The organism is Acetobacter sp. AAB5, assembly GCF_050106715.1.
In the GTDB taxonomy this organism is placed as follows: Bacteria; Pseudomonadota; Alphaproteobacteria; order Acetobacterales; family Acetobacteraceae; genus Acetobacter; species Acetobacter oryzifermentans.
Genome location: NZ_JBNIEW010000003.1, coordinates 305026 through 324860, shown reverse-complemented (window position 1 = coordinate 324860; position 19835 = coordinate 305026). Strand labels below are relative to the sequence as shown.

The following is a 19835-nucleotide window of genomic DNA, read 5'->3' as shown; positions in this document are numbered from 1 at the left end:
CAGATTTTCTTATGAGTACGACACCCCGCGCTGCCTCCCTGTCCTCCATGATCTGGCAGGTCGCCGATCTCCTGCGAGGCGATTTCAAACCAGCCGAATACGGTCGGGTCATCCTGCCCTTTACCGTTCTGCGCCGCCTTGATGCCGTTTTGGCTCCGACCCGTGACAAGGTGCTGAAGGAAAAGGAAAAGTGGGAGAGCAAAGGGATCGACCCAATGCCTTTCATGGAGAAAGCCGCAGGTCTGCGGTTCGTGAACACGTCTGACTTCACACTGAAAGGCGTGCTGGGCGATCCGGATAACCTAACCCAGAACCTCTCGGCTTATATCAACGCCTTCTCTCCTGCTGCCCGTGACATCTTCGACCACTTCCGCTTTACCGAACAGACAGACCGGCTGGCCAAAGCCAATCTCCTCTATCTGGTGCTCGAAAAATTCATCAGCTTCGACCTCAGTGATAAGGCCGTTGATAACCACCAGATGGGACAGGTGTTCGAGGAACTGATCCGCAAGTTCTCGGAAGCTTCTAACGAGACCGCTGGTGAGCACTTCACCCCGCGCGAAGTCATCAAACTGATGGTGAACCTGATCTTCGCCGAAGATGACAGCCTGCTGACCCCCGGCAACGCCGCCGTCCGCACCATCTATGACCCCACCGCTGGCACCGGCGGCATGCTCTCCGTTGCGGAAGAATTCTTGCTCGACCACAATCCGGACGCCCGCCTGACCATGTTCGGGCAGGAACTGAACCCGGAATCCTATGCCATCTGTAAGGCTGACATGCTGATCCGTAATCAGGATGTCAGCAATATCCGTCTGGGCAACACGCTCTCCGATGATGAACTGGCGGACCACAAATTCGATTACATGCTCTCCAATCCGCCCTTTGGCGTGGAGTGGAAAAAGGTCGAGAAGGCCGTTCGGGCCGAGCATGAAAAGCTGGGTTATGATGGGCGCTTCGGCCCCGGCCTGCCGCGTATCTCGGACGGCTCCATGCTGTTCCTGCTCCACCTTGTCCACAAAATGCGCCCGACAAAGGACGGTGGTTCACGCTTCGGCATTGTGCTGAACGGCTCCCCCCTGTTCACGGGCGCAGCTGGTTCCGGTGAGTCCGAAATCCGGCGCTTCGTTCTGGAATATGATCTGGTCGAAGCCATTATCGCACTGCCGACCGATATGTTCTTCAACACTGGCATCGCCACCTATGTCTGGGTGCTGACCAACCGCAAGCCAAAGAACCGTGAGGGCAAGGTGCAGCTGATCGATGCCTCCTCCTTCTGGCAGAAAATGCGCAAAAGCCTCGGCTCCAAACGCAAGGAAATGGGAGAGGACGACATCACCCTTGTCACTCGCCTGTTCCGCAATGCGCAGGAGGCACAGCTTGCCACCATCACCGGTGCGGATGGCACGCAGACACGCGCAGTCGTAACGCAGGGCGAGACGCCACCGGAAGCGCCCGAAGGCGGCAAGGTCCGGCTCGCGCCGTTGAGCCGCATCTTCAATAACAAGGATTTCGGCTATCAGACCATCACCGTGGAGCGCCCGCAACGCGATGAAGATGGTAATATCGTCCTCGGCCAGCGTGGTAAGATGAAGGGCAAGAAAATGCCCGATACCAGCTTGCGCGATACGGAAAACGTGCCGCTGAATGAGGACATTCACGCCTATTTCAAACGCGAAGTGCTGCCCCATGCTCCAGATGCGTGGATTGATGAGGACAAGACAAAGATCGGCTACGAAATTCCGTTCAACCGATATTTCTATGTGTTCGAACCCCCGCGCCCACTTGCGGAAATTGATGCGGATTTGAAAGAGGTAACCGCGAAAATCATGACGATGCTTGAGGAGCTTTCGGTATGAGTTTCCCGAAGTATCCGGCTTATAAGGACAGCGGGGTTGAGTGGATTGGGGAGATTCCGGTTGGGTGGGACGTCCTACCACTCAAGCGAATATTTTCTTTAAAAAACGGAGCAACTCCAAAGTCCGGTCAGAGTGATTTCTGGGACGGTGAAATTACGTGGATAACCCCTGCAGATTTAAATTCTGAACGACCCGAGATTATCACCCACTCAAAAAGAACTATTTCTGTAAAAGGCGCTGAAAGCTGCGCCGTCAGTATTGTTCCTAAAGGTAGTATTATTATTTCAACACGAGCGCCGATAGGAAGTATCGGACTCGCTGGGACCGATCTATGTACAAATCAGGGCTGTCGTTCCCTTGTTCCTGACAAAGGAGTGTCGTCCAAGTTTTTCCTCTATTTTTTTTATTCAGCAGTGTCTGAATTGCAAATTCTTGGGAAAGGTACAACTTTTCTCGAATTATCTTCGGATAGTCTAGCATCATTTCTATTATGCTTTCCACCACTCCCCGAACAGCAGGCAATAGCCAGCTTTCTGGATCGTGAGTGCGGAAAGCTTGATGCCCTGATTGCCGAACAGGAACGACTGATTGCCCTCCTTGCGGAAAAGCGGCAGGCTGTCATCTCCCACGCCGTTACAAAGGGCCTGAACCCCAACGCCTCCATGAAGGACTCTGGCATCCCGTGGATCGGGATGGTGCCGGAAGGGTGGGAAATGAAGCGGATTAAGGATTGTGGTTGTAGAATAGTCGATTGTAAAAATCGTACGCCAGAAAATCATCCAGCCGGAAAATTTTTTGTTGTAAGAACTTCTTGTATCAAGGACGGCGTTTTTATCCCTGATTCAGGATATTTTACAGATGAAGCCAACTTCGTTGAATGGACCGAAAAAGGCGTTCCTCAATTTGGTGACGTGCTATTTACACGCGAAGCCCCCGCTGGTGAGGCTTGTCTTGCTCCTGAAAATATTGAATTTTGTTTGGGGCAAAGAATGATGTTTATTCGACCTTTACCCCAAATACTTTCGAATAAATTCTTACTATATTCTATTTATGGAGGTCTTGCACGAGAGAGAATTATTGAGAGGTCAAAAGGAAGTACAGTTGGTCATTTGAGAGTGGGCGATGTAGGTGCATTGCCGCTGCTCCTACCACCTTATGAAACGCAACTTGCAATTGTCGATTCTTTAGAGGGCGAACTCTCAAATGTTCGAATTCTGACGGACGCTTCGCAAAAATCAATTGTTCTCCTCAAAGAACGCCGAGCTGCCCTCATCTCCGCCGCCGTCACCGGCAAGATCGACGTTCGCGCCCAGAGCAAGGCCGTTGCAGCATGATCGACACTAAAGGCCGCTCTCTGGAGCTTTTTTATATTGATGGTCATCCGGACGGGATGATTACCGCTGAACTCTTCAACTGGACGGGGCATGTGTTCGTCACGCCTCGCACGCGCCTGACGGAGGCGCTCAAACGGGAGGAAGCTGGTTACGCCGGGGTTTACCTGCTGCTGGGTGAGAAAGAAGGAGAAGACTTCGCCTATATTGGGGAGGCCGAGGATCTTGGTGTCAGGCTCAAGCAGCACGCGGCGGCGAGTGATAAGGACTGGTGGGAAACAGCCGTTCTGGTATCGGCCAGTGCTAACCGGCTAAACAAGGCGCATGTGAAGTATCTGGAAGCGCGGCTTATCGCTATGGCGCGGGAGATCGGGCATACACCGCTACATAACGGCAATTCTCCAAAGCTGCCGGGGCTGACGGAAGCGGATATTGCCAAGATGGAAGCGTTTCTTGCCAGCCTGATGGTGGTTTTGCCTGCTATCCGGGTGGATATGTTCATCCAGCGTAGCCGTCCGGCGGGGTCAACGACTTCTGCTGTCACCAGACAAGCAATCGCGGTAAATGAACAAAGCTCAGATTTAGAGCCAGAGTTCATTCTCAAATATCCGAAATATGAAATTGAAGCGCATGCTGTCTTACAGGATGGCGAATTTATCGTTCTCACCGGTTCTCGTCTCTACCCGTGTTGGCAAGGGAAGGAAGGAACAAGCTATCACCCACTACGTGATGAACTGGAGAGAGGCGGTGTTATAAGATCTGAGGGGCAGTCCGCTGTATTTGTGAAAGATTATGCTTTTTCCAGCCCAAGTGCGGCTGCAGCAATCATCTATGGACGCCCCGCGAATGGCCCGGACAAGTGGCATCAGGTCCACTCTGGGATCACTTATAAAGAATGGGAAAATCGTCAGCTTGATGCTCTTCCCACAGAGGATGCAGCTGAATGACCGATCTTCACAAGGAGCACCATCTAGAATCCGAAATTTGCGATTACCTTGGACGCTCCGGCTGGCTTTATGAGGAAGGCTCGGCGGCCCGATATGACGTGGGGCTGGCGCTGTTCCCTGAAGACCTGCTGGCATGGGTGCGCGAATGCGAGCCTGAGGCGTGGGAGACGCTGGAGAAAACGCATGGCGGCTCGGCGGGCGCCGTGTTGTGCCAGCGGGTGCGGGATGCGCTGAACACACGGGGCGCGCTGGTTGTTCTGCGGGACGGGCTGGACATTATAGGGCTGACGAAAACGCTGAAAATCTGTCAGTTCCGTCCAGCCCTGACAATGAACCCGCATTTGCAACATCGTTATGACGCCAATCGCCTGCGCGTGGTGCGGCAAGTGCGTTATTCAGCCAGCAACGGCAATGAACTGGACCTTGTTCTGTTTCTGAATGGCGTGCCGGTTGCGACCGCCGAACTGAAATCAAACTACACGCAGTCAGTTCAGGACGCGGTGGAGCAGTATTGCACCGACCGCCTGCCCAAGCCGCCGGGCAAGCCAGCAGAGCCGTTGCTGTCCGTGCCCGGCGGAGCGGTCGTGCATTTTGCTGTCAGCAACAGTGAAGTGATGATGTGCACGCATCTGGATGGCGCGCACAGCCGCTTCCTACCATTCAATCAGGGGAATGCTGGCGGTGCGGGCAATCCCAGCACTACGGCGTATCTGTGGCAGGATGTTTGGCAACCAGATTCATGGTTGGATATTCTGGGCCGCTACGTCATTCCGGTGAAGAAAAAAGGGAAGATCTCGGGCTGGATCTTTCCGCGCTATCATCAGCTTGCCGCCACACGGCTGCTGGTCTCCACTATTCTAAAGGAAGGACCGGGGCAGCGTTACCTAATCCAGCACTCTGCCGGGTCGGGCAAGACAAACTCCATTGCGTGGACGGCACATTTTCTATCCGATCTGCATGACGCGCATAATCACAAGCTGTTTGATACTGTCATTGTTGTTTCGGATCGTACCGTTCTGGACCGGCAGCTTTCGGAAACGATTGAGAGTTTCGAGCGCACGCGCGGCGTGGTGGCCTCGATTTCCGGCAACGGGGGTAGCAAGAGTCAGGAACTTGCGTCAGCCCTTCATGCGGGCAAGAAAATCATTATCTGCACGATCCAGACCTTTCCGTTCGCGCTGGAGGAAATCCGGCAGCTTGCAGCAACGCAGGGCAAGCATTTTGCTGTGATTGCGGATGAAGCCCATTCTTCCCAGACCGGGACATCGGCCAGTAAACTGAAGGCGGCGCTTTCATCCGGTGAATTGGCGGAGCTTGCCGACGGTGGAGAGGTCAGCACGGAAGACCTGCTGGCTGTGGAAATGGCTCAGAAGAGTGCGGCTGATGCGGGTATCTCCTTTATCGCTTTCACGGCAACGCCAAAGACCAAAACGCTGGAACTGTTCGGGCGCCCACCGCATCCGGATCAGCCCAAGGGCAAGGACAATAAGCCTGAGGCGTTCCATGTCTATTCCATGCGGCAGGCTATTGAAGAAGGCTTTATCCTTGATGTGTTGCAGAATTATATGTCCTGGAAACAGGCGTTTCGCCTGAGCCAGAACGGGCAGATTCTGGATGACGCAGAAGTCGAGGCTTCGGAGGCAAAGAAGGCGCTGATGAAGTGGGTGCGACTGCATCCCACCAACATCGCCGCGCGCGTGCAGATCGTGGTGGAGCATTTCCGTCAGAATGTGCAACCTCTTCTTGGGGGCAAGGCGCGCGCCATGGTCGTGACAGCCAGCCGCAAGGAGGCTGTGCGCTGGAAGCTGGCTATGGATCGTTACGTGAAGGAAAAGCATTACCCATTCGGGCTTCTCGCAGCGTTTTCGGGCGAAGTGGATGACCCGGAAAGTGGTCCGGAGCCCTTTACGGAAAGCAATATCAACCCGGCACTGAAGGGCCGCGACCTGAGGGAAGTCTTTGCTGAAGACCCATGGCGGATTCTGATTGTGGCGAACAAGTTCCAAACAGGTTTCGATCAACCATTGCTCTGCGGCATGTATGTGGATCGTAAGCTCGGCGGGATTCAGGCCGTCCAGACGCTTTCGCGCCTGAATCGCTGCTATCCGGGCAAAGACATGACATTCGTTGTCGACTTCGAGAACGATCCCGAAGACATCCTCAAGGCGTTCCAGAAGTATTACACAAAGGCCGAACTGGCGGATCTCAGTGATCCGAACTGCGTGGTAAACCTGCGCCACAAGCTGGATGACGCCGGGTTGTATGACCAGCCTGAAGTGGACCGAGTGGCCCACATCCTGACAAATCCGAAAGCAACGCAGCAGCAGCTTGATGCGGCTATTGTGCCGGTTAGTTCCCGTGTGCTGGTCCGGTATCGTGATGCCCGGCAAATTGTTCAGGCCGAACCGGAAGGTTCACAAAAGCGGAAGGAAGCAAAGGAACGCATTGACGGACTGGTTCAGTTCCGGAGCGATCTGGCATCTTATGTGCGGATGTATGAGTTTTTCAGTCAGATGCTGAACTACGGCAATCCGGATTATGAAAAGCTGTACCTGTTTGCAAAGATGCTGTGGCCGTTGCTGAAGTTCGACCGCGAGCGAGAGACCATTGACACAACGGCTTTACGTCTGACGCATCACCGTATGAAAGACCTTGGTAAGCAGAAGCTTGGGCTGAAGAACGAAGCTGGCGATGGGCTGGAGCCGATAAAGGAAGCCGGTTCGGGGCAACCGCAGGACAAGGTGAAGGTGCAGCTTTCCCGCATCATTGCGGCAATCAATGATTTGTTCGAAGGCGATCTGACGGATGGTGACAAAGTCGCGTTTGTCACTGGGTTAGAAACCAAGCTAGCAGAATCAGAAAAATTGCGAGAGCAGGCAAAGGCTAATACCAAGGATCAGTTCGCTAACTCACCTGACCTTCAGGAAGAAGGGCTGAATGCGACCATTGAGCTGATGGAAGCGCATGAAAAAATGGGCAAACAGATGCTGAACGATAGCGCGCTGCTGCGTGCCGTTATTGCTGCCATAGTGAAACAGGGCGGGCTATGGGAGGGATTTCAGGGGTAAAGCTGGTCGGAAAATTTGAGGCGACTCATCTTGAATGTGGATTAATTGCTCTGGGTCTTACTGTCTCCACAAAACCCGGAGCAATTCATAAACCTTGTCGGCGATGAAGGCCTTGGGATCGACTTCATCGAGCAATGGCACGGATTTTGGTGGTCAGTCCGCCACGGGACCGTCCTATGGCCTAATCCGTGCTCCTTTTTTTCGGGCTCCCGCACTATGCTGGTGAGCGCGGACAATCGTGCTGTCGATCATTATGTATTCGTTGTCATGGTCAGCAGCCAGATGCCGGAAAATCCGTTCAATCACACCGCTTTCACACCAGCAACGCAGCCGTTGGTGCACGCGTTATTCCAGTCCCCAAAGCGGACGGACAGGTCACGCCAGAGAATGCCTGGCGATAACGATACAGCACGGCTTCCACAAACAGACGGTATCCGCAGCCATCCCACCGACATGACCTTCACGCCCTAGGAAAAACGTATATTGCTACCATGTTGAGATGTCATATTAATGCCACCCCCCTATGCGGCAGTGAGGACGGTCGGTGGCGTTACGTCTCATCAGACGTGTTTCTAAGCCGCCTATGCGGCGGTGAGGGTTCTGGTGGCAATACGGTGTATTCCGCCTCTTTTCTAAGCCGCCTATGCGGCGGTGAGGCGCCACCTGATTAATCATACTCTGCACGGACTTTTCTAAGCCGCCTATGCGGCGGTGAGGCCGTGTTTTGAAACAAAACGGGCTTGTTGTCGTTTCTAAGCCGCCTATGCGGCGGTGAGGACAGGTTCCCAATACAGCACTGGCTGGTTTTGTTTCTAAGCCGCCTATGCGGCGGTGAGGGCGTTTTGCGTCTTGTTGTGCATCTCGATATTTTTCTAAGCCGCCTATGCGGCGGTGAGGACGTTTACCAGAATGGCGCATGGGTCCTTGATTTTCTAAGCCGCCTATGCGGCGGTGAGGTAGAGAGAAACCGGCACTATGTGACGGAAAACCGCCAGAAACCCTCCGTTTTCGCCTTGACCCCTTTTTTTTAGGGCTTTTTCAACTCATTGATTTTCCACGAAATTTGTGGGTAGCAAAAAAAGAGGGTCTCAATTCCGGTGGACACTGCTACGACTGCAGAAGAACGTCAACATTATAATTGGGGGCTATCTGTCCCATGCGAGAAATTTCTCCTTCATCTCTTAAGACCATTCTGCACTCCAAACGGGCTAACATTTATTATCTAGAATACTGCCGGCTTCTCGTGAATGGAGGTCGCGTTGAGTACGTGACAGACGCAGGCAGGAAACGGCTCTATTGGAATGTGCCGATTGCTAATACTACCACGATGCTCCTTGGGCCTGGCACCTCGATTACGCAAGCGGCGGTCCGAGAACTTGGGAAAGCTGGCGTCATGATCGGGTTTTGCGCGGGGGGAGGAACACCACTTTTTGCTGGGACGTCTGGCGTAGCAGATTTTTGTTGGATCGCTGCTCAAAGCGAATACCGTCCTACGGAATATGTTCAAGCATGGATGTCCTTCTGGTTCGATGACGCAAAACGTCTTGAAGCGGCAAAAATGTTCCAGATCATGCGTTGCGAAAAAATAGCTATCGCATGGAAGTCACCCCGCCTTCAGAAAATCGGTTTTACGCCAGACTATGGCGCTCTTGATGATCTGCTTCGTGAAGCCCAGGTCGCCATTCGTGCATCTCCAGATACCCAGACGTTGCTGCTTGAGGAAGCGCGGGTAACGAAGTTTCTCTTTCGCATGGCGGCTTCTGCGGTCAGCTATGGAAAATTTACCCGTTCCCGGAATGGTGATGCTGGCGATCCAGCAAACAGATTTCTCGATCATGGAAATTATCTGGCCTATGGCCTTGCTTCCACGGCTTTGTGGGTTCTTGGCATATCACATGGTTTTGCAGTGTTGCATGGCAAGACAAGGAGAGGTGGGCTAGTGTTCGATGTTGCGGATCTTGTAAAAGATGCTCTGATCCTGCCTCAGGCCTTCATATCGGCTATGCGCGGAGATGAGGAAGCTACGTTCCGCGCAGCCAGTATAGATACTCTTGTCGATGGTCATGCTCTTGATTTCATGATTGAGGGAGTCAAGGCAATCTGCACAGGTCTAAAAATTAAACACCAGATTTCATGAATATTCTGCTGATTTCTCAGTGTGACAAACGTGCGCTTACTGAAACACGCCGCATTCTGGATCAGTTCGCGCAGAGGAAAGGCGCACGAACGTGGCAAACCCGAATTACTGAGCAAGGGCTTGAGACACTTCGAGTTCTCCTTCGCAGCACAGCGCGACGAAATACTGCTGTTGCGTGCCATAAACTAACAGGGGCGAGTGGAGCCGATGTTTTGTGGTTCGTTGGTGACCGCAGTCGCTTCGATGAAGCCGGCAATGTCCCTACAAACACAACGGTCCATGACATTTTACGAACAGATGATGAAACCACATGGAGGTCGAAGGATATTGTTCTTTTGCTGTCTCAGATGGCCGGATTGTTCCATGATCTTGGCAAAGGCAGTAAGGAATTCCAAGATAAGCTGCGAGCTCGTGTTCCCAAAAGAAGTCCGTATCGTCATGAGTGGATTTCTGTTCGTATGCTTGCTGCTTTTGTCGGGGATTCTGACAACGACAGGGGGTGGCTCGAACGTCTAGCGGATGCTCCAGCTCATGCGGATCGGTGGACCGATCCGGCGTTTTTCGTGCGCGATGATGCCAGGAGCGGACAGTATATGCCGTTTTCACGGCTCCCGCCGCTTGCTGCCAGTGTAGCGTGGCTCATAGTATCACATCATAGACTTCCTCTGGTTCCAGTGATGAAAGGCGGCAGGCAGGAATGGTTAGGGAAAGAAGCTCCTTCTTTTTCTTTGTCTCGTCTTACCAAGCCGCTTTCGGAGATTACAGCGCAATGGAACAGTCAGGTCCATGACGATGATGATCCAGACGATATAGAAGCATGCTGGCGCATGGCTGGGAAGCAGGAAGATCATCCGGTGTACGACAGAAGGTGGGGAGCTTCTGCACGGCGTTTTGCTCTTAAAGCAATAGAGATGCTGGATCGTGATGGCGATGTCTTTGGTAAGGATGCGGCAGTTCCGCAGGATGCCTACGTTCTGTATCTTGCCCGGCTCAGTCTTATGTTGGCAGACCATCATCATTCCAGCTTACCTTGGACTGGAAAGATGTCGAAGGTTCCGAAGCAGACATTGTTTGCGAATACAGACAACAAAGGGTGCCTGAAAGAACCACTGACAGATCATCTTCTTGGTGTGGCGCGCGCGGCGGGCCAGGTGACTTATGCTCTTTCTTCGGTTAGGCAGTCGCTTCCCGCTATCAGACGTCATCGTGGCCTGCGGAAACGTTCATCTATCGACCGGTTTCGCTGGCAAGATATAGCGGTGGATGAAGCTCACTCCTTGCGTGTCCGGTCGGAAAAAGGCGGGGCATTCATTGTCTGCATGGCTTCCACTGGTTGTGGTAAAACCATTGCAAATGCCAAAATAGTAAATGCTCTTTCCAATGAACGTAATGGTCTGAGGTTGACCTATGCTCTCGGTCTGCGATCTCTGACACTGCAGACAGGAGAAGCTTACCGGAAAGAAGTTGGTTTCGCCGCATATGATCTTGCTATTCTTGTTGGAGGAATTGCCAGTCGCGCACTGTTCGAACATTACGCGGACCAAGCGGCAGCATCGGGATCAGAATCAACGCAGTCCATCATGGACAAAGGCTATGTCGTGGAAGGAGGATGCGAAAGCTCTCATCCGGTCATAGGGCGATTGGTCGGGGATAAGCAAAGTGAGAAGCTTCTAGCGTCTCCAGTGGTCGTTTGCACGGTTGATCACATTGTACCTGCTACAGAATCCCTTCGGGGGGGACGTCATATTATCCCGGCTTTTCGGCTGATGACATCCGACCTCGTCATTGATGAACTTGATGATTACGATCTCAGCGATATGCCTGCTCTGACGCGACTTGTGCATCTTGCCGGACTTCTTGGAGCACGCGTGATCCTCTCGTCTGCCACCCTTCCTCCAGCGATGGTCGAAGGTATGTATGAGGCCTATCAGATCGGGAGGAAATGTTACGATGAAAATCATGGCCAAGACGGTAGTGAGTGGCTTGGTGTTTCCTGCATGTGGGTGGATGAATTTTCCTGTATATCGGGTACGCCTTCGGATGTTGCCGCCTTCCTGAAGAAGCATGAAGAGTTTGTTTCAGCACGGGCATCCGAACTTGCAGGATGTCCCGCTCTTCGGGTTGCTGAGACTGTGCCCCTGGACATCTCTGCAGGAAGTGAACGCCATGAGGTGTTGGAAGCTTATGCAAAGACCATTCTTACCTCATCTCTGAGAATGCATGAGCGCCATGCCGGAGCTGATCCTGCTACAGGTTGCCGGGTCAGTTTTGGCCTTGTGCGCATGGCGAACGTGGAGCCGGTTTTTGACGTAGCGCGGATTCTTTTTCGGGCAGATGACATACCAGGTGTGCGCGTCCATCTCTGCGTTTATCACTCACGATTTCCGTTGGCGCATAGAGCGGCAATAGAAAACATGCTGGATCGATCGTTTACCCGCAAGAAGCCGAATGCTGTTTTTTCCGAGCCGGAGATCCGCGCTGCAATTGATGCTGCTCCGGACAAGGAACACATCTTTATTGTGCTTGCATCGCCTGTGTGCGAAGTCGGCCGCGACTGGGATGCCGATTGGGCTGTTATAGAGCCATCATCTGTTCGGTCTGTGATACAGTTGGCTGGGCGCGTTCAGCGGCACCGTCGCCTGATTCCAGTCTTCCCGAATATGGCGATCCTCGATATGCCGGTTCGGGCGATCTTGAAGCCATCTGAGGCGGCCTTCTGTCGGCCGGGGTTTGAGGGACAGCAAGGTGAATTCCGGCTTGCGACTCATCATGTGCATAATCTCCTTAATGAGGGCTTCGTAAGACATATCGATGCACGTCCGAGGATATGTCCTCCGCCCCGCTCTGAATGGCATTCCACAACAAGTCTTGCAGATCTAGAACAGGCAGCTGTAGTGCGCAGCATGGTGCCGGCAGCAGGCCATCCATCTCAGGCGGGGGGCTTGGCACCTTCTCCAGAAGGGTCTCGTCGTCAGCGCTTTCAGGCGGGATCCAAGTTTCGACCTGCGAAATTCATGTCTTACCTCGTGTGGAAGTTCCCGCAGGCATTGATGACCGGTCTTCTTCAGCAGCAGCAGCCGTTTCGCGCATCATCGGGAAAAGATGTGACGCTTGTGCTGGTGCAAGACGAAGACGGAATTCCTCGACTTTACCGTGAAGACGGGAAGATTGGTAAGCGTCTGTATGTTCCCATTGAAAAAAGTCTACGGCATAATGTGCACCTCAATGCACCTCATGCATGGGTTCCTGTAGCGAAATATGGCGTTAAAATGCGAAGTGTCGATGGCACAATATCACCTATGCAGGCAGCGCTTCTGTCAGTTCGCGTTCCGCAGTGCGATCTTGGCTGGCGCTATCATCCCGTTCTCGGTTTTGCTTGTTACCGGGGTGGTGAATAAAAAAGGAATCTGCTGTGTCACCACAATCTGAAAGAACACAGGCTTTCAGGAGGGCTATCTCCGACTTTATTGAAGAGCGGCGGACGGCAAAAAAAGTGCCGAAAGGCGATCCGCGCTACGATTATCAGACATGGGTCAAGAAAGCCGCGACAGACGCGTATGCGATTCAGTTTGCCACGCACGTTGCCAAGATTACACATTCATCTTCACAGGCGAGCAGTATTTATGCACCGCCAGATACGCTTTCGCACTGTGATGCCGTAGCGCGTAATGCACTAGGAGAAAATTTTCCTGAAGATGCATCTGCGCAAAACGCAGCTGCTCTTTATGTGGTGGCATTTCTCAATCTTAAGGTCGAGGGAAAACGGCTGCTCAATTACGTTATGTCTGCAGACACAGCGCTACGAGATGCGCTGGCACAGACCAACGAGCAGGGTGATGAAATGATGGAGGCGTTTGCGTCTGTCGTAGCTCCGCCCAAAACGTTACGCGTCGATACCCTAATGAAACAGGTGCTCTGGCTGACCGGGAATGATCCAGTAGAAGATCAGGACTTCATAGTTCTTGCGCCGCTGGCATGCAGTTCGCTGATGCATAAATTATACACGTCTGTGCAGTCTGCTAATTTTTCGGAAGAGAGCAAGGAGGCTAGGAAGGCACGACGAGAGGGTAAACCATCAGACCATCCCTGTATCTTTTATCATGATGTTGTCGAATGGCATGTAGGAGGTGCTAATCCGCAGAATGTCTCACCACTTAATTCCGCTCGACGAGGCATTAGTTATCTTCTGTCATCATTACCGCCCAAATGGAAAGCGCGCTCTGTTCCTGACTTAAGGGGACGAGACAGTGCTGTGCCTATATTTATCAGGTCGCATCGTGTCTGTGACATTGTTAAGGAATTAGCGACATTCCTGAAGACCAGGCCAGCACCAAATCTTGAAACAAGAAAACGGCGTGAAATTTTTGAGGATGATCTGTGTCAAGCTCTCGCGGAATTTACTGAGTCTGTGCGTGCCTACGAAGGCTCAGGATGGACAGAAGCAGTTGATTGCCGTCTTTCGTGGGCAGAAAAAGTATGGCTTGATCCCGGTTTTGTAGATGGAGATATCCATGAAGCAGGATGGCACGACCGATGGGTGGATGAAGTCAGTACGCGCATTGCAAATGCGCTGAATGCGGCTCTGGCAAAGCAGGGTGTTGTCGGTATGGGGGATGTGGAATTCATGCATTGGTACCGGGTGCTTCTCACTGGCATGGTTCATGGAGGCATGACATGAGTAAGTTACCGAATTTTACGCATGGTCTGGTGTTGCCCCGCCTGTGGGTACAGAATGCCAACGCTATTTCCAGTCCGATGACACATGGATTTCCATCGATTACCGCATTTATGGGATTTATGTGGGCGCTTGGGCGCAGATTGCACCAAAACGGAATACAGGACGTATTTTTCGAAGCCGTTGGCGTAGTGTGTCATGATTTTCAGGAATTAACAGGAGGCAATGGCTTTAGGAAGGCGTTCAGGCTTACCAGAAATCCTCTCACGAAGAGCGGAGCCACGGCGCCTATTATTGAAGAAGGACGCATCCACCTCGATATCTCAATCGTATTCGGTGTTACATGTGAGCGCTGGCGCACAGATAATAGTGAGACCTACGCAAAGGATTTAGGAATCATCCGCGAAATTGTCTCTGGGATGCGTTGTGCCGGTGGTTCCATTATGGCCCATCATGGAATTGGTACAATTATACCGGCGCCATGGATATTCGATGCGCCGGTCGATGACGAAGACCGATCCTATCAGCGGTTACGCTACCGTTTGATGCCTGGGTTCGCCTTGATCGAAAGACAGGACGTTCTGACGTCCCGTTTGAAATACCTTCGTGCCATCTCACCGCAAGCTAACCTGATGGATGCTTGGCTTTCGATGTGCCGCCACGAATGGAAGTGGGTTCCCGCTGACCATGAGGGCGATATTGAAAATGGTGAGTGGAAGAGCGAAGCGTCGCGCGATTGGCTGGTGCCAATCACCGTTGGGTATGCCGGACTTTTGCCAGCCTGTCCGGCGGGAACGGTTGAAGGGGCTAGGCAGTCTGATGTGCCGTTCCAGTTCGCTGAAGCTTTGTATTCAATAGGAGAATGGATTAGTCCTCATCGGCTATCATCTCCGACCAGTTTGCTCTGGCATGCGGAGAGCGACCCGGTAAAGGGAATATATCGTTGCTGTAACGCGGCCTGATGACGATTGATTTTCCTTCAGTCTTATTCATCACAAAAGGATTTTCTCGATGACGGACCTCTCACGCGCATCTTCGAAGAGCATTCCTGTAAACGAAATCTCCAATCCATCTGTTCTTGCCTTTGAACGCAAAATTGACCCGTCCGATGCCATCTTCACATCAGGCAGTGGCGAACCGATTATTCTGCGGGAAAAAGCGGTGCGTGGCACAATTTCCAACCGCATCAAAAAAGAGAAGGATGCCGATCCAGCGAAACTGGACGCGGCGATTGAATCGCCTAACCTTCAGACCGTTGATGTAGCAACGTTGCCTGTCGATGGAAAAGGTGCAGACACTTTGGAGGTCACGTTTAATGTGCGCGTGATAGGAAATGTGGGCGATCCTTGCGCCTGCAATGAACCTAATTATCGTAATCGACTACGGAGCGTTGTGGACGAATATGCCGCGCGTGATGGTTTTCGCACTCTTGGTCTGCGTTACGCTGAAAATCTCGCGAATGCGCGCGCATTGTGGCGCAACCGCCTGAGTGCACAGTCTATTGAGACAACAGTGAAATTTCTTCAGGATGGCAAAACTGCCAAAGCATGGACTTTCGATAGCTTCTCATTGCATCTGAATGAAGCTGGCCTCAGTAAGAATAGAGATGTCATAGAACTTGGAGAGGTGATTGCAGGCGCTCTCGCTGGGAAAAGCCTTGTGTTCTTGGAAGTGGTATCCAGAGCCCAGATGGCCCCAGGACTAGAAGTGTTTCCATCACAAGAACTCATCATGGAACGCACGCGCAATGGCAAAAGTCGGACGTTGTATGCAGTCGAGACGAAATCCGGGCCAGTTGCCGCACTGCATTCGCAGAAAGTTGGGAATGCGTTGCGGACTGTCGATACGTGGTATCCTGGAAGTGACGGTATGCCAATTGCCGCCGAGATGTACGGGGCCGTGACGACCATGAGCAAGGCGTTCCGCCAGCCCCGCCAGAAGCGCGACTTCTATAATCTTCTCGATGGCTGGATGCTTAAGAACAAAGTGCCCTCAGAGGGGGATCAGCATTATGTTATGGCATGTATCATTCGCGGTGGTGTCTTCGGCAGCGCCGAATAAAGGGCCATTCAATGTTGAGTCACTACATTCAGATCAGGTGTTTATCGCCAGATCAGGAGATTTTGGCGTCTGATATCATGTCGCGTCTTTTCTATCGTTTACATGGTGCTATTGCGAGCCTTCAGACTTCTGAAATTGGGGCGAGTTTTCCGAATCATACATTGACGTCAGTAGGCGATGTACTACGCGTACATGGATCGGAAAATATACTTACCAGGGTTCTTGATGGTGGATGGCTGTTTCGGATGGAAGACTACACGCTTTCTTCAGGGATCATGGTCGTGCCGGAACAGGTGAAATACAGATGCGTAAGTCGTGTACGCGCGAAATCAAGTGCTCCACGCCTACGACGGCGGTTGATGCGTCGACATGATATTTCAGCGGAGGACGCAGAGCGTCGCATTCCGGACAGCGTTGAAAGGCGGTTGCAGTTTCCTTCGATTTTAATGTGCAGTAAAGGAACATCTACTTTTTCATATCCAATCTTTATCAAACATGGTTCGCTTTTCAATATGCCTGTCCCCGGAGAATTTTCAGGATATGGCCTGAGTTCGAAAGCGACAATCCCGTGGTTTTAAGCGGTGGAACAGTTGGTGGTATTGTGTAGAGAACGGGTAAACATCAGGAGAGGGCCGCAGGAGTAGTCATACTTGGATGATATTATTGTTTTGGTACCGGGTTTTCTCCAGTGCAATGGCAGAAGTTCATGGAGGCGTGGATTTGGCATATTGTTGCTACGGGCGAGAACGTCTGTAAGGCTTGCTTTGGGATCGACATGGTTCAGCCAGATCAGGGAAAATACATGGCGGCAGTGCGTTCTCCACTCCGGTCTGATCCGGCGAACAACCATGCTTTCCTACCGAGGGCTACAGGCAAAACCTCTGGTTCCTGATACGTTGTAATCCATTTATGTCGGGTCAACTTCCCTATCCCGAGATCCTGCGCAATACGAACCCGGGTTAGACGATTACTCAGGGAAAGTCTGACAACTTCGCGCTTAGATTCTTTCGTATGCTTCGTCATCAAAGCAGTCTTCTTCCGCAAACCATAACAGGCTCAGTTCATCAGCACTCAACTAATACAAGTTCAGAATTACCCTAATCTATACGCAACCGGGCAATCCGCAGCAGAACGCCTATATTGAACGCTACAACAGAACTATTCGACAGGAATGGCTGGAGCAGTATCTTGTTTGAAAGCATTCAGGTTTACAGGAAATCGCGACACAATGGCTCTGGACATATAACCATAACAGACCCTACATGAGGAAATGTGGGTTATCCCCCGCCCAGAAACTAAAAACAGCTGCTTGAATTCTCATTCAACGTCCCTCTAAAAATGGGGGATGAACAGATCTCTTGTGAAGACGCTCCACACGGCAATCAGACTACACAGCTGACAGCAGAACATCTCACACCAGAAGTCTCCAATGCCTCTCATAAGTCATCTTTAACCTCATCAGTTCTGATAATTTAAGCTACTGCTTTCAATTCATAGTCCACATGAAACCCATCGTAGGGAAATACGGCTTTATTTCCGACCTTTTCCAGTAGGCCTGCTGCCAACAAGATTTGAATATCACCGTGAGTAGCCTTCACGTCCCGTCCAATGAGCTTACTCAGACCTCTTATCGACATGGGTTTTCGACCTGCCATCACCTGCAACAATTCCTGACGGCGTGGTGTCAGCGTTCTCCACATGAGATCAAGCATTATGAATGTATGTCGGGGCTCCTATTTTTTACCTTCAAACCCTGCTGCCAATCGTTTGCCTACTTCATCCAAACCATCGAAACCAATCAGAAGAATTCCTTTCTTCTTCTGGCTACGCAGAGCGTCTTTCATTTCAACCATTCTCTCACATCCTCCAAAAAATTATCTTTTAGGGTCTGCAAATCTTGAAATATGTAAGAAAATTCTACAACTCCTATGTGCTGATGGCCTCCTTTTCCTGACTCATTGTCATATCGCAGAATGCATTTACCATCCGATATCAGAGCCAGACAATACTTGTAGTGGTGCAAACTGCCTCTCAAGGGAGAAGGACCCCCAGACCACCAATTCGATAAACACCCGTTCTAAAAGGGTGATTTTCTCTTTTATAATGGAACAGACTTTCGTCATGGCGTGAATCATAATTTATTTAAGGTGTTGTCGTTGTTCACAACAACAACGATTCCTTGCGCACTACGGCACCACTAACGTAACACCGACTGTCTGAAATAATTATTCTATATCGGTCTTTACTCCAAACTCCGTCTTTTTCTGAAAATCAGCCCCTTCCCTCCACCTACTTGTGATAATTCCACTTATCGCACGTAGGTCGGGCACCCGGAAAAAGGAAGGTTTGTCGAAATTCCTTAATTAAGTTACAAGCCAAACGGTGTAATGACGATCTGTCGGCCCCATGATCTTACTTTCGGATGCAGCCACATCACATAAGTCTCTGGCGTGAGTGGTTTACAGGCAATCTGACATTCTGAAGGATCCCAGAAAACCCGGTCTTCAAAAAACTGGTGATCGGACAATACTACCGAAGCAAGCACGATGATGCCGGCTGCCAGCGAAACTGGCAGCATAGCCGGCGTATAACGGAAAGAAGCTTTCTTTCCTGTCTGGCTGCTCCAGCATCCAGCACAGCGGCTGCATCCGTCTTTTGTCACTTAGAAAAAGACAGATGGCTCTGCGATAAAATCCGTCTGGTATGGAAAGATAATTTCTGCGTGTATGGGGCGCGCAAGGTCTGACACCAACTCAGACACGAAGGCAGGAATATCGCCCGCTACACGGTAGAGTGGCTGATGCGTCAGCATGGAACTGAAAGATGCCATGCGTGGCAAGGGTGTCAGAACCACCAATCAATAAAATATCTTAGAGATAATAACTGCACCTTCCATCAATACTTACAGGCACTTCACCTTTAACTGTAATACGCCTAAGTTCTCTGCGGTGTTGATCAAAATCTGCAGGAGCATAATGCTGGGTACTACGATTATCCCATATTGCCACATCTCCTGGTTCCCATCTCCATGTAACAGTATTTTCAATTTCTGTAATATAACCCTGAAATATTTCGAAAAGTGCATTTGTTTCTTTAGTAGAAAACCCATCCAATCCAATCACAAAATGCCCCAATACCAGACTTTTTTCTCCACTTTCTGGATGAACCCTTACAACGGGATGGGCTGTTTTATATATGTTAGATATAAATTCTTTTCTGAAAGCCGACATTTCTTCTTTTCGGCTATCAAATTTATAATAATTTGTATCATAATCATTAGAATGAATGGCCCACGCAGCATCTGCGAATGCTTTTAATGGTGCAGGCAATGCCTCATACGCGGTTGCTGTATTTGCCCAAATTGTTGTGCCTCCGTATGGGGGAATATGTAAAGCCCGCAAAATTGAGGCTTTTGGATAATTTGTCATAAACGTAACATCTGTATGCCATGAATCTGTTGAACGCCCATAGCGAGATTTAAGCTCAAACATATATTTTGTACCCTTGGGCGGTGCTATGGTTGGGTGTAGAATAGGTTCACCAAATACGCAGCTTAAACGTTCATGCTGCTCATCATCCAAAAACTGTTTTTTTAGAAAAATGACCTTATTTTTTATAAGTTCCTTATTCAAAAAGTCTTTTTGACCTTCTGTGATCTCTTTTTTTGCGTCAATCCCATAAATAACAGCTCCTAATCTTGATCCAACTTTTTCAGAAATAAGATGCTCTGTATTGAGTGTTTCGGACATTACAGTAT

The 19835-nt window shown here is 51.0% G+C and carries 13 protein-coding genes, 3 pseudogenes and 1 CRISPR repeat array; of the genes and pseudogenes, 11 read left to right on the top strand and 5 right to left on the bottom strand.

What is annotated here, in order from left to right:
* The first annotated feature begins 11 nt into the window (after positions 1–11).
* The 4 genes from ACP7IZ_RS05570 to ACP7IZ_RS05555 are packed head-to-tail and all read left to right on the top strand — an operon-like array spanning position 12 to position 7205.
* Positions 12–1859, top strand: coding sequence for a type I restriction-modification system subunit M (locus tag ACP7IZ_RS05570; protein ID WP_426848183.1), 1848 nt, complete (start codon positions 12–14; stop codon positions 1857–1859).
* Entirely contained in the window at positions 1856–3193 is a 1338-nt protein-coding gene (locus ACP7IZ_RS05565; RefSeq protein ID WP_426848182.1) for a restriction endonuclease subunit S, read from the top strand. The genes ACP7IZ_RS05570 and ACP7IZ_RS05565 overlap by 4 nt, the downstream gene beginning before the upstream one ends.
* Positions 3190–4137, top strand: a complete 948-nt coding sequence (locus ACP7IZ_RS05560) for a GIY-YIG nuclease family protein (RefSeq protein WP_035351277.1) — start codon at positions 3190–3192, stop codon at positions 4135–4137. Before ACP7IZ_RS05565 ends, ACP7IZ_RS05560 begins: the two co-directional genes overlap by 4 nt.
* Positions 4134–7205 (top strand): type I restriction endonuclease subunit R, encoded by a 3072-nt coding sequence (locus ACP7IZ_RS05555; RefSeq protein WP_426848181.1) that lies wholly within the window; start codon positions 4134–4136, stop codon positions 7203–7205. Before ACP7IZ_RS05560 ends, ACP7IZ_RS05555 begins: the two co-directional genes overlap by 4 nt.
* 133 nt (positions 7206–7338) lie before the next feature.
* Here ACP7IZ_RS05555 and ACP7IZ_RS05550 read toward each other — a convergent pair.
* A pseudogene (locus ACP7IZ_RS05550) lies at positions 7339–7682 on the bottom strand (IS5 family transposase); the annotation flags it as partial.
* A gap of 92 nt (positions 7683–7774) precedes the next feature.
* Positions 7775–8162: direct repeats of the CRISPR family, unit length 28 nt; unit sequence TTTCTAAGCCGCCTATGCGGCGGTGAGG.
* 199 nt (positions 8163–8361) lie between these two features.
* Here ACP7IZ_RS05550 and cas1f point away from each other — a divergent pair.
* Genes cas1f through cas6f form a run of 6 tightly spaced genes read left to right on the top strand, consistent with a single transcriptional unit; the run spans position 8362 to position 16656 of the window.
* Positions 8362–9342, top strand: coding sequence for a type I-F CRISPR-associated endonuclease Cas1f (gene cas1f / locus ACP7IZ_RS05545; RefSeq protein WP_426848180.1), 981 nt, complete (start codon positions 8362–8364; stop codon positions 9340–9342).
* Complete coding sequence (cas3f, locus tag ACP7IZ_RS05540; RefSeq protein WP_426848179.1) at positions 9339–12740, top strand: type I-F CRISPR-associated helicase Cas3f; 3402 nt, start codon at positions 9339–9341, stop codon at positions 12738–12740. The genes cas1f and cas3f overlap by 4 nt, the downstream gene beginning before the upstream one ends.
* Before the next feature lie 14 nt (positions 12741–12754).
* Positions 12755–14020 (top strand): type I-F CRISPR-associated protein Csy1, encoded by a 1266-nt coding sequence (gene csy1, locus ACP7IZ_RS05535; protein ID WP_426848178.1) that lies wholly within the window; start codon positions 12755–12757, stop codon positions 14018–14020.
* Positions 14017–14979 (top strand): type I-F CRISPR-associated protein Csy2, encoded by a 963-nt coding sequence (gene csy2 / locus ACP7IZ_RS05530; RefSeq protein WP_426848177.1) that lies wholly within the window; start codon positions 14017–14019, stop codon positions 14977–14979. Before csy1 ends, csy2 begins: the two co-directional genes overlap by 4 nt.
* Before the next feature lie 49 nt (positions 14980–15028).
* Positions 15029–16078, top strand: a complete 1050-nt coding sequence (gene csy3, locus ACP7IZ_RS05525; protein ID WP_426848176.1) for a type I-F CRISPR-associated protein Csy3 — start codon at positions 15029–15031, stop codon at positions 16076–16078.
* Complete coding sequence (gene cas6f / locus ACP7IZ_RS05520) at positions 16039–16656, top strand: type I-F CRISPR-associated endoribonuclease Cas6/Csy4 (protein ID WP_426848175.1); 618 nt, start codon at positions 16039–16041, stop codon at positions 16654–16656. The genes csy3 and cas6f overlap by 40 nt, the downstream gene beginning before the upstream one ends.
* A gap of 98 nt (positions 16657–16754) precedes the next feature.
* On the opposite strand, the pseudogene ACP7IZ_RS05515 reads toward cas6f, so the two are convergent.
* Positions 16755–16948, bottom strand: a pseudogene (locus ACP7IZ_RS05515) (IS66 family transposase); the annotation flags it as partial.
* 221 nt (positions 16949–17169) lie between these two features.
* Here ACP7IZ_RS05515 and ACP7IZ_RS05510 point away from each other — a divergent pair.
* Positions 17170–17391, top strand: a pseudogene (locus ACP7IZ_RS05510) (integrase core domain-containing protein); the annotation flags it as partial.
* Positions 17392–17550: 159 nt separating this feature from the next.
* Here ACP7IZ_RS05510 and ACP7IZ_RS05505 read toward each other — a convergent pair.
* The 3 genes from ACP7IZ_RS05505 to ACP7IZ_RS05495 form a co-directional block, all read right to left on the bottom strand.
* Entirely contained in the window at positions 17551–17790 is a 240-nt protein-coding gene (locus ACP7IZ_RS05505; protein WP_426848174.1) for a hypothetical protein, read from the bottom strand.
* Positions 17791–17918: 128 nt separating this feature from the next.
* The gene (locus ACP7IZ_RS05500) at positions 17919–18101 is read right to left on the bottom strand and encodes a toxin-antitoxin system TumE family protein (RefSeq protein ID WP_426848244.1); all 183 of its coding nucleotides are present in this window, start codon (positions 18099–18101) and stop codon (positions 17919–17921) included.
* An 847-nt stretch (positions 18102–18948) separates the two neighbouring features.
* Positions 18949–19827 carry a TauD/TfdA dioxygenase family protein gene (locus ACP7IZ_RS05495; RefSeq protein ID WP_426848172.1) on the bottom strand — a complete coding sequence of 293 codons (879 nt, stop codon included), beginning with the start codon at positions 19825–19827 and terminating at the stop codon, positions 18949–18951.
* Between the last annotated feature and the right edge of the window lie 8 nt (positions 19828–19835).

Bases quoted from the DNA above. Each gene is read 5' to 3' on its own strand.
- ACP7IZ_RS05560 (WP_035351277.1), top strand. From the start codon at position 3,190: ATGATCGACACTAAAGGCCGCTCTCTGGAGCTTTTTTATATTGATGGT.
- csy2 (WP_426848177.1), top strand. From the start codon at position 14,017: ATGAGTAAGTTACCGAATTTTACGCATGGTCTGGTGTTGCCCCGCCTG.
- ACP7IZ_RS05555 (WP_426848181.1), top strand. From the start codon at position 4,134: ATGACCGATCTTCACAAGGAGCACCATCTAGAATCCGAAATTTGCGAT.
- ACP7IZ_RS05495 (WP_426848172.1), bottom strand. From the start codon at position 19,827: ATGTCCGAAACACTCAATACAGAGCATCTTATTTCTGAAAAAGTTGGA.
- ACP7IZ_RS05565 (WP_426848182.1), top strand. From the start codon at position 1,856: ATGAGTTTCCCGAAGTATCCGGCTTATAAGGACAGCGGGGTTGAGTGG.
- csy3 (WP_426848176.1), top strand. From the start codon at position 15,029: ATGACGGACCTCTCACGCGCATCTTCGAAGAGCATTCCTGTAAACGAA.
- cas3f (WP_426848179.1), top strand. From the start codon at position 9,339: ATGAATATTCTGCTGATTTCTCAGTGTGACAAACGTGCGCTTACTGAA.
- ACP7IZ_RS05570 (WP_426848183.1), top strand. From the start codon at position 12: ATGAGTACGACACCCCGCGCTGCCTCCCTGTCCTCCATGATCTGGCAG.
- cas6f (WP_426848175.1), top strand. From the start codon at position 16,039: ATGTATCATTCGCGGTGGTGTCTTCGGCAGCGCCGAATAAAGGGCCAT.
- ACP7IZ_RS05505 (WP_426848174.1), bottom strand. From the start codon at position 17,790: ATGCTTGATCTCATGTGGAGAACGCTGACACCACGCCGTCAGGAATTG.
- cas1f (WP_426848180.1), top strand. From the start codon at position 8,362: ATGCGAGAAATTTCTCCTTCATCTCTTAAGACCATTCTGCACTCCAAA.